Origin of the sequence: Superficieibacter sp. (assembly GCF_032071645.1) — a bacterium.
Taxonomy (GTDB): domain Bacteria; phylum Pseudomonadota; class Gammaproteobacteria; order Enterobacterales; family Enterobacteriaceae; genus Superficieibacter.
In genome coordinates, this window is record NZ_DAMAPU010000002.1 from 426988 (window position 1) to 440929 (window position 13942).

The 13942-nt window shown below is 56.3% G+C and carries 14 protein-coding genes and 1 other RNA gene; 10 read left to right on the top strand and 5 right to left on the bottom strand.

The window, feature by feature from the left end; genetic code table 11:
* Positions 1-33: 33 nt before the first annotated feature.
* The 3 genes from pgk (at position 34) to RT197_RS06390 (ending at position 3433) form a co-directional block, all read left to right on the top strand.
* Positions 34-1197 (top strand): phosphoglycerate kinase, encoded by a 1164-nt coding sequence (gene pgk / locus RT197_RS06380; RefSeq protein WP_312948455.1) that lies wholly within the window; start codon positions 34-36, stop codon positions 1195-1197.
* Between the two features lie 86 nt (positions 1198-1283).
* The gene (gene fbaA, locus RT197_RS06385; RefSeq protein WP_312948457.1) at positions 1284-2360 is read left to right on the top strand and encodes a class II fructose-bisphosphate aldolase; all 1077 of its coding nucleotides are present in this window, start codon (positions 1284-1286) and stop codon (positions 2358-2360) included.
* Positions 2361-2554: 194 nt separating this feature from the next.
* Positions 2555-3433 (top strand): small-conductance mechanosensitive channel MscS, encoded by an 879-nt coding sequence (locus tag RT197_RS06390; RefSeq protein WP_312948459.1) that lies wholly within the window; start codon positions 2555-2557, stop codon positions 3431-3433.
* Between the two features lie 41 nt (positions 3434-3474).
* Here RT197_RS06390 and dctP read toward each other — a convergent pair whose 3' ends face one another.
* Entirely contained in the window at positions 3475-4524 is a 1050-nt protein-coding gene (gene dctP, locus RT197_RS06395; protein ID WP_312948461.1) for a TRAP transporter substrate-binding protein DctP, read from the bottom strand.
* Positions 4525-4731: 207 nt separating this feature from the next.
* Between dctP and argO the strand changes: the two genes are divergently transcribed.
* Positions 4732-5367 carry an arginine exporter ArgO gene (gene argO, locus RT197_RS06400; RefSeq protein ID WP_312948463.1) on the top strand — a complete coding sequence of 212 codons (636 nt, stop codon included), beginning with the start codon at positions 4732-4734 and terminating at the stop codon, positions 5365-5367.
* Between the two features lie 91 nt (positions 5368-5458).
* Positions 5459-6223 carry an oxidative stress defense protein gene (locus RT197_RS06405; protein WP_312948465.1) on the top strand — a complete coding sequence of 255 codons (765 nt, stop codon included), beginning with the start codon at positions 5459-5461 and terminating at the stop codon, positions 6221-6223.
* A 37-nt stretch (positions 6224-6260) separates the two neighbouring features.
* On the opposite strand, the gene argP is transcribed toward RT197_RS06405, so the two are convergent.
* Positions 6261-7154 carry a DNA-binding transcriptional regulator ArgP gene (gene argP, locus RT197_RS06410; RefSeq protein WP_312948467.1) on the bottom strand — a complete coding sequence of 298 codons (894 nt, stop codon included), beginning with the start codon at positions 7152-7154 and terminating at the stop codon, positions 6261-6263.
* Between the two features lie 166 nt (positions 7155-7320).
* Here argP and rpiA point away from each other — a divergent pair, with 166 nt between their 5' ends.
* Both rpiA and serA read left to right on the top strand, forming a co-directional pair.
* The gene (gene rpiA, locus RT197_RS06415; RefSeq protein ID WP_312948469.1) at positions 7321-7980 is read left to right on the top strand and encodes a ribose-5-phosphate isomerase RpiA; all 660 of its coding nucleotides are present in this window, start codon (positions 7321-7323) and stop codon (positions 7978-7980) included.
* Positions 7981-8241: 261 nt separating this feature from the next.
* Positions 8242-9474, top strand: coding sequence for a phosphoglycerate dehydrogenase (gene serA, locus RT197_RS06420; RefSeq protein ID WP_312948471.1), 1233 nt, complete (start codon positions 8242-8244; stop codon positions 9472-9474).
* Between the two features lie 31 nt (positions 9475-9505).
* Here serA and RT197_RS06425 read toward each other — a convergent pair whose 3' ends face one another.
* The 3 genes from RT197_RS06425 to zapA form a co-directional block, all read right to left on the bottom strand.
* Positions 9506-10102, bottom strand: a complete 597-nt coding sequence (locus RT197_RS06425; protein ID WP_312948473.1) for a 5-formyltetrahydrofolate cyclo-ligase — start codon at positions 10100-10102, stop codon at positions 9506-9508.
* 16 nt (positions 10103-10118) lie between these two features.
* A non-coding RNA gene (ssrS, locus tag RT197_RS06430) (6S RNA) lies at positions 10119-10302 on the bottom strand.
* 41 nt (positions 10303-10343) lie between these two features.
* A complete protein-coding gene (gene zapA, locus RT197_RS06435; protein WP_049838699.1) occupies positions 10344-10673 on the bottom strand; it encodes a cell division protein ZapA in 330 nt (109 codons plus the stop codon).
* Between the two features lie 169 nt (positions 10674-10842).
* On the opposite strand from zapA, the gene RT197_RS06440 reads away from it, so the two are divergent.
* From RT197_RS06440 to ubiH, 3 genes are read left to right on the top strand one after another with little or no spacing between them, the layout of a single operon-like run.
* On the top strand, positions 10843-11421 hold the full coding sequence (locus tag RT197_RS06440) for a YecA family protein (protein WP_312948477.1): 579 nt from the start codon (positions 10843-10845) through the stop codon (positions 11419-11421).
* A 21-nt stretch (positions 11422-11442) separates the two neighbouring features.
* Positions 11443-12759 carry a Xaa-Pro aminopeptidase gene (gene pepP, locus RT197_RS06445; RefSeq protein ID WP_312948479.1) on the top strand — a complete coding sequence of 439 codons (1317 nt, stop codon included), beginning with the start codon at positions 11443-11445 and terminating at the stop codon, positions 12757-12759.
* Entirely contained in the window at positions 12756-13928 is a 1173-nt protein-coding gene (gene ubiH, locus RT197_RS06450; RefSeq protein WP_312948481.1) for a 2-octaprenyl-6-methoxyphenyl hydroxylase, read from the top strand. Before pepP ends, ubiH begins: the two co-directional genes overlap by 4 nt.
* Positions 13929-13942 lie beyond the last annotated feature (14 nt).

Sequence of the window (13942 nt, forward strand, 5' to 3'; positions counted from 1 at the left end):
GCAAAACTTTAAGAATCAACGAGAGGATTCACCATGTCTGTAATTAAGATGACCGATCTGGATCTGGCTGGAAAACGCGTTTTTATTCGTGCCGATCTGAACGTACCTGTTAAAGAAGGGAAAGTCACCAGCGACGCGCGTATCCGTGCTTCCCTGCCGACTATCGAACTGGCCCTGAAACAGGGTGCAAAAGTGATGGTCACTTCCCACCTGGGTCGCCCTACCGAAGGCGAGTACAACGAAGAATTCTCTCTGCTGCCGGTTGTTAACTACCTGAAAGACAAACTTTCCAGCCCGGTTCGCCTGGTAAAAGATTACCTCGATGGCGTTGAAGTTGCTGCTGGCGAGCTGGTGGTTCTGGAAAACGTTCGCTTTAACAAAGGCGAGAAGAAAGACGACGAAGCACTGTCCAAAAAATACGCCGCACTGTGCGACGTGTTCGTAATGGACGCATTCGGTACGGCTCACCGCGCCCAGGCGTCTACGCACGGTATCGGCAAATTTGCTGATGTTGCCTGCGCAGGCCCGCTGCTGGCTGACGAACTGGACGCGCTGGGTAAAGCGCTGAAAGAACCGGCTCGTCCGATGGTCGCTATCGTGGGTGGCTCTAAAGTGTCCACCAAACTGACCGTGCTGGACTCCCTGTCCAAAATCGCTGACCAGCTGATCGTTGGCGGCGGTATCGCTAACACCTTCGTTGCCGCCCAGGGCCACAACGTAGGTAAATCCCTGTACGAAGCAGATCTGGTAGACGAAGCCAAACGCCTGCTGACTACCTGCGACATCCCGGTTCCGACGGACGTTCGCGTAGCGACTGAATTCTCTGAATCCGCAACGGCAACGCTGAAATCCGTTAACGACGTAAAAGACGATGAGCAGATCCTGGATATCGGCGACGCATCTGCACAGCAGCTGGCTGAAATCCTGAAGAATGCCAAAACCATTCTGTGGAACGGTCCGGTTGGCGTGTTCGAATTCCCGAACTTCCGCAAAGGCACTGAAATTGTCGCTAACGCTATCGCTGAGAGCGAAGCGTTCTCTATCGCAGGCGGCGGTGACACTCTGGCAGCTATCGACCTGTTCGGCATCGCTGACAAGATCTCCTACATCTCCACTGGCGGCGGCGCATTCCTCGAATTCGTGGAAGGTAAAGTTCTGCCTGCAGTCGCCATGCTCGAAGAGCGTGCGAAGAAGTAAAACGCGTTCAGGCGGGAGTCATCCCGCCTTTTTATCCGCTTGCGATCGTTTCCACGGTTGAAGATACAGATACAGGACTCATAAACATGTCTAAAATTTTTGATTTCGTAAAACCAGGCGTAATCACTGGTGATGACGTACAGAAAGTATTCCAGGTAGCAAAAGAAAACAATTTTGCTCTGCCAGCGGTTAACTGCGTGGGTACTGACTCCATTAACGCCGTTATTGAAGCAGCTGCGAAAGTAAAAGCGCCGGTTATCGTTCAGTTCTCTAACGGTGGTGCTGCATTCATCGCCGGTAAAGGCTTCAAAGGCGAAGGCCAGCAGGCTGCTATCCTCGGTGCAATCTCTGGTGCGCACCACGTTCACCAGATGGCTGAACACTACGGCGTGCCGGTGATCCTGCACACTGACCACTGCGCGAAAAAACTGCTGCCGTGGATCGACGGCCTGCTGGACGCGGGTGAAAAACACTTTGCTGCTACCGGCAAACCGCTGTTCTCTTCTCACATGATCGACCTGTCCGAAGAGTCTCTGGAAGAAAACATCGAGCTGTGCTCTAAGTACCTGGCGCGCATGGCGAAAATCGACATGACTCTGGAACTGGAACTGGGTTGCACCGGCGGTGAAGAAGACGGCGTGGACAACAGCCACATGGACGCTTCTGCACTGTATACCCAGCCGGAAGACGTTGATTACGCGTACACCGAGCTGAGCAAAATCAGCCCGCGCTTCACCATCGCAGCGTCCTTCGGTAACGTACACGGTGTGTACAAGCCGGGTAACGTTAAGCTGACCCCGACTATCCTGCGCGATTCTCAGGAATATGTTTCTAAGAAACATAACCTGCCGCACAACAGCCTGAACTTCGTATTCCACGGCGGTTCCGGTTCTACTGCTCAGGAAATCAAAGACTCTGTAAGCTACGGCGTAGTGAAAATGAACATCGATACCGATACCCAATGGGCGACCTGGGAAGGTGTTCTGAACTACTACAAAGCGAACGAAGATTACCTCCAGGGCCAGCTGGGTAACCCGAAAGGCGCTGACCAGCCGAACAAAAAATACTACGATCCGCGCGCATGGCTGCGTGCTGCCCAGGTCACTATGGTGACTCGTCTGGAGCAGGCTTTCAAAGAACTGAACGCGATTGACGTTCTGTAATTTAAGCCGTTAACGTTTGTAGTACACAGGCTCGCTTCGGCGGGCCTTTTTTGTGCATATTCAACGCACTAACCCTGTGGTCTTTGCGATCGGTTTGGCATTTTCTCCGCTTTGTGTTTACCCTTTATTAACTTGCTTCACTCCGTTGGGGATGGTTGACCTTTTTCTTTTTGAGTAACCAGAAGGATTGCTGAATGGAAGATTTGAATGTCGTCGATAGTATTAACAACGCCGGTTCATGGCTGGTGACCAATCAGGCGCTGCTGCTGAGCTATCTGGTCAATATTGTTGCCGCTATCGCCATTATTACCGTGGGGGTGATTGTGGCGCGGATGGTATCAAGAGCGGTGGATCGCCTGATGCTCGCCCGGCACATTGATGCGACGGTCGCAGACTTTCTCTCTGCGCTGGTACGCTATGCGATAATCGGTTTTACCCTGATCGCCGCCCTCGGACGCGTCGGGGTACAAACGGCTTCGGTGATTGCCGTGCTGGGTGCCGCAGGTCTGGCAGTAGGTCTGGCCCTGCAAGGCTCGCTGTCTAACCTTGCGGCAGGTGTACTGCTCGTCACCTTCCGCCCTTTCCGCTCCGGTGAGTACGTGGATTTGGGCGGCGTTGCCGGAACCGTGCTGCATGTGCAAATTTTCTCGACCACACTGCGTTCAGCGGACGGCCGCTATGTGGTGATCCCGAACGGTAAAATCATCTCCGGCAACATTATTAACTTCTCCCGCGAACCGGTGCGCCGTAACGAACTGGTGATCGGCGTCTCTTACGATGCGGATATCGATCAGGTGAGAAAAATCATCACCGATATTATCGAATCCGACGATCGCATCATTAAAGATCGCGAGATGACGGTGCGCATGAACGAGCTGGCGGCCTCTTCCGTAAACTTTGTGATCCGTATCTGGAGCCAGAGCGGGGATCTGCAAAACGTTTACTGGGATGTACTGGAGCGGATCAAGCGCGAGTTTGATGCGCAGGGGATCAGCTTCCCGTATCCGCAAATGGATGTGAATTTCAAACGCGTCCACGAGAAAAAAGAGGACGAAGCGGTAGCACCGCGCTAAGGGCAGTGAGCGCCCACGGACGACGTGGGCGCAACGCTGTTTTAACGCAGGGTTTCATCCAGCAGCGCGCTGACTTTTTCCATCACTTCTCCGGCATTGTTCACGCCTTCACTTTTCTGCTTTTCAACCCATTGTGCCCGGACCTGCGGGGACTTAATCGCTTTCTGCCACGCGTTCAGCTCGGCGTTGCTCAGATAGCGAACGTGCGCACCTCCCTGCTCCAGCGTTTTCACCATCGCAGTGAGATTATCGTCCAGCGCATTACCCAGCGCTTTCTGCGTGGTGGCAGCGGCACGCTGAATAGCCTCGCGATCCCGGACGTCGAGGCCGTCCCACGTTTTTTTATTCATTGTCAGCAGGTAAACGTGACCCAGCCACAGGGAAGGAGAGAGCAGCACGTTCGGCGCGGCACGTTCGGCATGAATATCGTAGCCGCTGTCCAGATTGACCATCAGGCCGTCCAGCCGACCGTCTTTCAGGGCGGTGGTGATTTGTTCATTCCACGGCATCGTCACCGTTTTTGCGCCAGTGTTGGTCAGATAAGCCTGATGCCAGAAGCTGGCGGTACGCCACTGGGTGCCACTTAAATCCGTGAGTGACTGCAGCGGTTTGGCGGTAAAAAAGCCGACCGGATAGCCAAGGAAAAATTGCAGATTTACCAGGTTATTGCGCGCAAGCTCGGCGGAAAATTCAGGACGCTCCGCGTAGACGCGGCGAAAAAACTCGACCTGTTTGACGCCGCGATCCGGGCCGAGAGCAAAACTCTTGAAGATTTGGTGCAGCGGTAGCTGTTTGGCGGTGTATTCAGGCACCACAATGCCCATATCGGCCTTGCTGCCGTCGCTGATCGTTGCCAGCGCATCGTAACTGATGGCGGTTTCGCCGTTCCAGTGCGGCTCAATTTTCAGGCGTCCCTGCGACTCTTTTTCTATTTCGGCAAAAAAGACGTTTTTAATCAATTGGGTGCGCATACCGCCGTAAGGTTCATGGTCGGTATAGCGAAGGATTTTCTCTGCGGCAGAGCCCGTGAAAGGAAGGAGAAGCAGGAGGGAGCCTGCCAGAAGTGAATGAATAAAACGCTGAGTGGGCATACCTGATCCTTAGGTTACATGAGCCAGGCGGACAGTTTACGCCGTAGTGAAGGTAAACATTGGAGATTATCCCTTAATAAATTCTGAAAAAATGCCGGGCGGCATCCTCATTAAATTCACTAATAGTTGATTAAAATTTTCAATTTCCGCTAATAAATTTCCTGCGTTATAGTCTGCGCTAAACAGTAATAGTACGGGAATGTTAACGTGTTATCTTATTATTTTCAGGGGCTTATCTTAGGCGCTGCGATGATCCTGCCGCTGGGTCCGCAAAATGCCTTTGTGATGAATCAGGGCATTCGCCGCCAGTATCACATTATGATCGCTTTTCTTTGCGCGCTGAGCGATATGGCGCTGATTTGCGCGGGTGTCTTTGGCGGCAGCGCCCTGCTGATGCAGTCGCCGTGGCTGCTGGCCATCGTGACCTGGGGCGGGGTGGCGTTTCTGTTGTGGTATGGTTTTGGCGCGCTGAAAACGGCCCTGAGCAGCAATCTGGAACTGGCAAGCGCTGAGGTCATGAAGCAGGGGCGCTGGAAAATTATCGCCACCATGCTGGCCGTGACGTGGCTCAATCCGCACGTTTATCTTGATACCTTCGTGGTGCTGGGCAGTCTCGGCGGACAACTGGAAAGTCTTCCCCGACGCTGGTTTGCGCTGGGGACGATCAGCGCCTCGTTCCTGTGGTTCTTCGGCCTGGCGCTGCTGGCGGCATGGCTGGCACCGCGATTGCGCACCGCTAAAGCGCAGCGCATTATTAATCTTCTGGTAGGCTGCGTGATGTGGGTTATCGCCTGGACGCTGGCGAAAGAGGGCGTTCATCATTTCCAGGCGCTGGTGAACTAAGCGTTGTCTGATGGACTTTCCGTCGTCACAGGCTAAGCTTGCTGGCATCTGCTCTTTTATCGGGCGCATAACGCAACATGGAGGAAAGACAGTGAAGTTTAAAGTGATGGCCCTGGCGGCATTGGTAGGTTTAAGCGCGATGACGGTCACGGCAAATGAACTGCCGAATGGTCCGCATATTGTCACTTCCGGCACGGCCAGCGTTGATGCCGTACCGGATATTGCTACGCTGGCGATTGAAGTCAATATTGCGGCTAAAGATGCGGCATCGGCCAAGAAACAGGCTGACGATCGCGTGGCGCAGTATCTCTCTTTCCTCGACCAGAATGGCGTTGCCAAAAAAGACATTCGTTCTGCGAACCTGCGTACCCAGCCTGATTACGATTATCAGGAAGGGAAAAGCATTCTGAAAGGGTATCGGGCGGTGCGCACAGTAGAAGTCACCCTGCGCGAGCTGGATAAACTCAACGCCCTGCTGGATGGTGCGCTGAAAGCCGGACTGAATGAAATCCGCTCCGTATCGCTGGGCGTGGCAAAACCGGAAGCCTATAAAGATCAGGCACGCAAAGAAGCTATTGACGACGCGGTACGTCAGGCACAACAGCTGGCCTCTGGCTTTAAAGGCACCCTTGGTCCGGTCTATAGCGTGCGCTACCACGTCTCCAACTATCAGCCCAGCCCGATGGTACGGATGATGAAAGCGGATGCCGCTTCTGCATCCGCGCAGGAGACTTACGAGCAGGCAACGATTCAGTTTGATGACCAGGTTGACGTAGTGTTCGAGCTGCAACCGGCGCAGGGGCAGCAGGCTGGCGCTGCTCCCGCTAATGCTGATACAGCTGATAAAACCCAATAATATCCCGCCCCGCGTCGCTCCGATGCGGGGTTCTTTCTTAAACCTGCCGCAGTACCCGATGCCCGTGCTCCAGCAGCGCGTCGGTCACTTTGCGCATCATCCGGCTTTCCGGGGCGAAGCGGTGCCAGTAGAGCATCCGCCGCTGGTACAGGCCCGGCGTCAGATCAATCAGTTCGCCCGTCTCTAATTCTTTCTCAATTTGCAGATGCGGGATCATACAGCAGGTCGTTCCCTGCCGCGCCAGTTGCACAAATGCTTCCGATGAATTGACGATATGACAGGGCACGCTGCCCGGTGGCAGATCGAAATTCTGTTGCAGGAAAGCCTGATGCATATCATCCAGATGATCGAAGGCGACGGCAGGTGCTTTCAGCAGGGCGGAGCGGGTAACGCCGTTGGGGAAGTAACGGGCGGCAAATTCTTTAGAGCCGACAAACAGATAATCGAGCGCGCCGAGCTGATCGACCAGGCAACTGGGCAGTGCCTGCGGCTGGATACTCACCGCGCCGACCACTTCACCGCGCCGCAGGCGTTCCTGGGTCCGGGTTTCGTCTTCGACCTGTAAATTCAGGCGAATAGGGGAATCGACCAGCACCGGAGCCAGCGCGGGTAAAAGCCAGGTCGCCAGGCTGTCGGCGTTCACCGCCAGCGACAATAACAGCGGCGTGGAGCCGGTTTGTTCATCACCCAGCCACTCATCTTCCAGCATCTCAACCTGACGCAGCAGCGCCAGCAGTTTTTGACCCTGTTCAGTGGGGCGGGGCGGAACGGTGCGCACCAGCAGCGGCTGCCCGAACATGTTTTCCAGTTGCTTGATGCGCTGCGAGACGGCGGACTGGGTGATGCAAAGCTTTTGCGCTGCGCGTTCAAATCCGCGTTCGCGAATAACCGCATCAAGCGCCTGTAACGTTCTGTAGTCCGGGCGTTTCATGGATCTGGCTGGCTCCTTAATGGTTTTCTATCCAGCACTATGACATAAATTAGCGTTGGGTACAGACGAAATTCTCGTGTGCATTTCTGTGACGCGGGTCACAGGGACATCGCCGGGCCTTATGTTCTATAATGCGCGCAGGATTATCACTCCACAGGCAAACATCATGACGCAGGATGAACTGAAAAAAGCAGTAGGCTGGGCCGCCCTTCAGTATGTTGTTCCGGGCACTATCGTTGGCGTGGGCACCGGCTCTACCGCCGCACATTTTATTGATGCACTGGGCACAATGAAGGGGCAAATCGAAGGTGCCGTTTCCAGTTCGGATGCTTCTACCGCCAAACTGAAAAGCCTCGGCATTACGGTATTCGATCTTAACGAGGTCGATCGTCTGGGCATTTACGTAGACGGCGCGGACGAGATCAACGGCCAGATGCAGATGATCAAAGGCGGCGGCGCAGCGCTGACGCGCGAAAAGATCATCGCCTCCGTGGCGGACAAGTTCATCTGTATCGCGGATGCCTCCAAGCAGGTTGATATCCTCGGCACCTTCCCGCTGCCGGTTGAAGTCATTCCGATGGCGCGCAGTGCGGTCGCTCGCACGCTGGTGAAGCTGGGCGGACGCCCGGAATATCGTCAGGGCGTGCTGACCGATAACGGCAACGTGATCCTCGATGTGTACGGTCTGGAGATTATCGATCCGATTGCCACCGAAAACACCATTAACGGCATTCCCGGCGTTGTCACCGTGGGGCTGTTCGCCAACCGTGGCGCGGATGTTGCCCTGATCGGCACCGCCGATGGCGTTAAAACCATCGTGAAATGATCTGACGGGGGAGACGCTCCCCCGAATAAAATTTCAGAATTTATAAATTTAGTGACTTGTGTCACGCTCTGCTCACCGACATGGCGATCTCACCGCAAAAAACCTTACCACCAGCATTTTGCTCTGCTATTTCCCGCTGCATGACATTTCCTCAGTTTGGCTGCGCAAACGTTCATATTGCCGCGATAGTTTTTTTTGATATGTTGCTAAGAGGAAATTTCATATAGCACCACATCCGTTAAGCAAAAACAGGGTCGGGAAATGGCAAAGGTATCACTGGAAAAAGACAAGATTAAGTTTCTGCTGGTCGAAGGCGTGCATCAGAAGGCGCTGGATAGCCTGCGTGCGGCAGGCTACACCAACATCGAATATCACAAAGGCGCACTCAGCACCGAACAACTGAAGGAGTCGATCCGTGATGCGCATTTTATCGGCCTGCGCTCCCGTACTAATCTGACCGAAGAGGTACTCGCAGCGGCTGAAAAACTGGTCGCCGTGGGCTGTTTCTGTATCGGCACTAACCAGGTCGATCTGAATGCGGCAGCCAAACGCGGCGTGCCGGTATTCAACGCGCCATTCTCAAATACCCGCTCGGTGGCGGAACTGGTGATTGGCGAACTGCTGCTGCTGCTGCGCGGCATTCCCGAAGCCAATGCCAAAGCGCATCGCGGGATCTGGAACAAGCTGGCGACCGGCTCGTATGAAGCGCGTGGTAAAAAGCTGGGTATTATCGGCTACGGTCACATCGGCACCCAGCTCGGTATTCTGGCGGAGTCGCTGGGGATGTACGTTTACTTCTACGACATCGAAAACAAACTGCCGCTGGGAAATGCGACTCAGGTTCAGCATCTCTCCGATCTGCTTAACATGAGCGACGTGGTGAGCCTGCACGTGCCAGAAAATGCCTCCACCAAAAATATGATGGGTGCGGAAGAGCTGGCGCTGATGAAGCCTGGCGCGCTGCTGATCAACGCCGCGCGTGGTACGGTGGTTGATATTCCCGCGCTGTGCGATGCGCTGGCGAGTAAACATCTGGCGGGCGCGGCCATTGACGTTTTCCCGACCGAACCGGCGACGAACGCCGAACCCTTCGTTTCTCCGCTGTCCGAATTCGACAACGTGCTGCTGACGCCGCATATCGGCGGTTCGACTCAGGAAGCGCAGGAAAACATCGGCCTCGAAGTGGCGGGCAAGCTGGTGAAATATTCCGATAATGGCTCGACGCTGTCGGCGGTGAATTTCCCGGAAGTTTCGCTGCCGCTGCACGGCGGGCGTCGTCTGCTGCATATCCACGAAAACCGTCCTGGCGTGCTGACCGCCATCAACCAGATCTTCGCCGAGCAGGGCGTCAACATCGCCGCGCAGTTCTTACAGACCTCGCCGATGATGGGTTATGTGGTGATCGACATTGAAGCCGAAGAAGAAGTGGCGCAGCGCGCGCTGCAAAGCATGAAGGCGATCCCCGGAACTATCCGCGCTCGCCTGCTGTACTGATGTTAGCTGCCCTTCCCGCCAGGGGAGGGCTTCACCATTCCCACACCGTTGACGGCGTGATCACCGCAGGCAGCGGAATATCCCATTGCTCCACCGGCAGCGCCTCTACCCGCTGGCAATCATGCGCGTAGCCAACCGGCTGCAGGCGGTACTGCTGCCAGTGTTGCAGCGTCCGGTCATAAAATCCGCCGCCCATCCCCAGCCGCTGTCCCTGCGCGTCAAACGCCACTAACGGCGTCACCAGTACGTCGAGCTGGCTAAGCGGCAGCACGTCGCGAACGTCCAGTTTTGGCTCATGAATTTTCAGACGATTCACCACCAGTTCGCTTTGCTGATGGTAGTGTAAAAACAGCAGATTACCGGGGCTGAACGGATGCAGGACCGGCAGATAAACACGTTTACCCGCGCGCCAGAGTTGCTCAATCAGCGGGCGGGTATCAAGTTCGCCGTCAAACGAGAGAAACAGCGCCACGGTATGCGCCATCACCATCGGCGGATACGCCATCATGCGGGCAGCGGCCTGCTGAGCAAACTGCGTTTGTTGTTCCGGGGAAAGCGCATGACGAAGCTGCCTGATATGGCGGCGAATTTCTTGTCGTTGAAGGGACGTAACGCTGGGTTTGGTCATGGTAGTAAAAAAGAAGGGAATCTCCGAGATGCCGCCGCAGGCTGTAACCCTTGAACCCTTGGTTCAAGGTGAATGTGTCGTCACAGTTTTAAGGCTTCTCGGACGAACCGAGCGTGCTCACCAACCGTGGAGCGCCACATTCTTGTGGTATGAAATATCGGCTCAGGGGACTGGCCCGCTTGCGAACATCTCAGAGAAATTTTGTCTTCACGATAACTCTACCATAGTTGATCGCAAAGTGTTATTCAAACTTCGGCCCCGATCTTTCGGATATGCGACCCTGCTCAAGTAACGCCTGCTCGATGGTCTGCTGCAACATCCGAATACGCTGCTCCATGCTGGCGGCGTAGTCACGGGTTTTCGCCTTTTCCTGAGTTAACTCATAGCTGATGTTCAACGCGGCGATGAAAACCAGCTGCTCAGTATTTGTGACTCTAGTGCGTTCTTTCAGATCTTGCAACCGCTGATTCAGATCGTCCGCAGCCTGATTCAGGGCATCCCTTTGTTCAGGCGGGCAATTCACTCGCAGTGAACGGCCAAAAATATGGATATCGACGGGTTGTGCAGACATGCCACCTTCCTGCTGAATTGACTGCGCGGCCTTCACGCCCGAATCCGGGGCTGGCGAAGGGGCGACACTATAGCTACCCTGGTGTGCAGATACAAGCCCTTTTCTGGTATCACCAGGGTCCAAAGTGGTAGCATATCATGAATATTCCCCTCAACGATGACGAATGCGCATGTCTATACAGAACGAAATGCCTGGTTACAGCGATGTGAACCAGTTACTGAACCAACAGGGCGTGGGACTCACCCCCGCCGAAATGCATGGTTTGATTAGCGGCATCCTCTGCGGCGGCACCGTTGATTCCTCGTGGCAGCCGCTGCTCCACGATCTGACTAACGAGGGCCTGGCGTTCGGTCACGAACTGGCGCAGGCGCTGCGTAACATGCATTCCGCCACCAGCGACTCGCTGGAAGACGACGGCTTTCTGTTTCAGCTCTACATGCCGGAAGGCGATGACGTCAGCGTGTTCGATCGCGCCGACGCGCTGGCAGGCTGGGTGAACCATTTCCTGCTGGGCCTTGGCGTCACGCAGCCTAAACTCGACAAAGTCACCGGCGAAACCGGCGAAGCCATTGACGACCTGCGCAATATTGCCCAGCTTGGCTATGACGTTGAGGAAGATCAGGAAGAGCTGGAGATGTCGCTCGAAGAGATTATTGAGTACGTGCGCGTCGCCGCGCTGCTCTGCCACGATACCTTCACGCGCCAGCAGCCCACCGCACCGGAAGTGAAAAAACCGACCTTACATTAAGAAAATACTCATGGAGGCGTCATGACCCAGCAGGAGTTTCTTCGTCGTCGCCAGGCGCTTCTGGCTCAGATGCAGCCAGGCAGCGCGGCGTTGATCTTTGCCGCGCCCGAAGCCACGCGCAGCGCAGATACCGAATATCCGTATCGCCAGAGCAGCGACTTTTGGTACTTCACCGGCTTCAACGAGCCGGAAGCGGTACTGGTACTGATTAAAAGCGATGACACCCACAATCACAGCGTGCTGTTTAACCGCCTGCGCGATGTGACCGCAGAAATCTGGTTTGGTCGCCGTCTGGGGCAGGAAGCCGCGCCGGAAAAACTGGGCGTTGACCGCGCGCTGGCTTTTAGCGAAATCAACACCCAGCTTTATCAGCTTCTCAACGGCCTGGATACGGTCTGGCACGCCCAGGGTGAATACGCCTGGGCCGATGACATCGTTTTTACCGCCCTGGAAAAGCTGCGTAAAGGCTCGCGGCAGAATCTCTCTGCGCCCGGTAATATCGCCGACTGGCGTCCGCTGGTGCATGAAATGCGCCTGTTTAAATCGGCGGAAGAAATCGCTGTTCTGCGGCGGGCGGGCGAAATCACCGCGCTGGCGCATCGCCGGGCGATGGAAAAATGCCGCCCCGGCATGTTCGAGTATCAGCTTGAAGGGGAAATTCACCACGAATTTACCCGCCACGGCGCGCGCTATCCTTCCTATAACACCATTGTTGGCGGTGGTGACAACGGCTGCATCCTGCACTACATCGAAAACGAGAGCGAGCTGCGCGACGGCGATCTGGTGCTGATTGACGCGGGCTGCGAGTACCACGGCTACGCGGGAGATATCACCCGCACCTTCCCGGTTAACGGCAAATTTTCCCCGGCGCAGCGCGAAATCTACGATATCGTGCTGGCATCGCTGGATGCCGCCCTGCGGCTGTATCGTCCCGGCACGTCGATGCAGGAAGTCACCACGGAAGTGGTGCGCATCATGATTACCGGGCTGGTGAAACTGGGCATCCTGAAAGGGGACGTGGAGGCGTTAATCGCCGAAAACGCGCATCGTCCGTTCTTCATGCATGGTCTGAGTCACTGGCTGGGGCTGGACGTTCACGATGTCGGCGCCTATGGCGTGGATCGCTCCCGGAAGCTGGAGCCGGGCATGGTGCTGACCGTGGAGCCGGGGCTGTATATCGCGCCGGACGCCGACGTTCCCGCACAGTATCGCGGCATCGGTATTCGTATTGAAGATGACATCGTCATCACCGACGACGGCAATGAAAATCTCACTGCCAGCGTGGTGAAAAAAGCCGATGAGATTGAGGCGCTGATGGCGGCGGCGCGCCAGCAATGAGCGTGATTATTACAGGCGGCGGGATGACCGGCGCAACGCTGGCGCTGGCAATATCTCATCTGACGCAGGGCGCGCTGCCGGTTCATCTGGTTGAAGCCGTGGCACCTGCCACGGTCGCTCACCCCGGCTTCGACGCGCGGGCGATTGCACTGGCGGCGGGCACCTGTCAGCAACTGGCGCGCATTGGCGTCTGGCAGGCGATTGCCGACTGCGCCACCGCCATTAAAACGGTTCATATCAGCGATCGCGGGCACGCCGGAGCGGTGATGTTGGAGGCCAGAGATTACGCGATCCCGGCGCTCGGTCAGGTTGTCGAACTGCACGACGTCGGCCAGCGTTTATTTGCCCTGCTGCGCAAAGCGCCCGGCATCACGCTACACTGTCCGGCAAGCGTAGTCAGTTTCACCCGCAGTGAGAATGACGTCAGCGTCACGCTCGACAGCGGCGAAACGCTGCAAGGTCAGCTACTGGTCGCCGCCGACGGTTCCCGCTCCCCGCTGGGCGAACGCTGCGGCGTGCAGTGGCAGCAGGAGCCGTATCAGCAGCTGGCGGTCATAGCCAACGTCACCACCGCCGTAGCGCATCAGGGGCGCGCGTTTGAGCGCTTCACGCCGCACGGGCCGCTGGCGATGCTGCCGATGTCCGGTGGCCGCAATTCGCTGGTGTGGTGCCATCCGCTCGAGCGGCGTGAAGCGGTGCTGGGCTGGTCAGACGCGCGTTTTTGCGATGAACTCCAGCGCGCCTTTGGCTGGCGGCTGGGGCGCATTACCCACGCCGGGCAGCGTGCGGCGTATCCGCTGGCGCTTAACACCGCCTCGCGCGCTATCTCTCACCGGCTGGTGCTGGTCGGCAACGCGGCCCAGACTCTGCATCCGATTGCCGGACAGGGATTTAACCTTGGCCTGCGTGATGCCATCAGCCTTGCGGAAACGCTGGCGGATGTGGCGGCGGGCGATCCGGGCGATTATGCGGTTCTCAGCCGCTATCGCGAACGCCGGATAGCCGATAAAACCGCGACGATTGGCGTCACTGACGGGCTGGTGCATCTGTTCGCTAACCGCTGGTCGCCGCTGGTCGCCGGACGCAATGCGGGGCTGATGGCGATGGAATTCATAACGCCCGTTCGCGACGCGCTGGCCCGGCGCACGCTGGGCTGGGTGGAACGCTAGGCTAACTTTTTTTC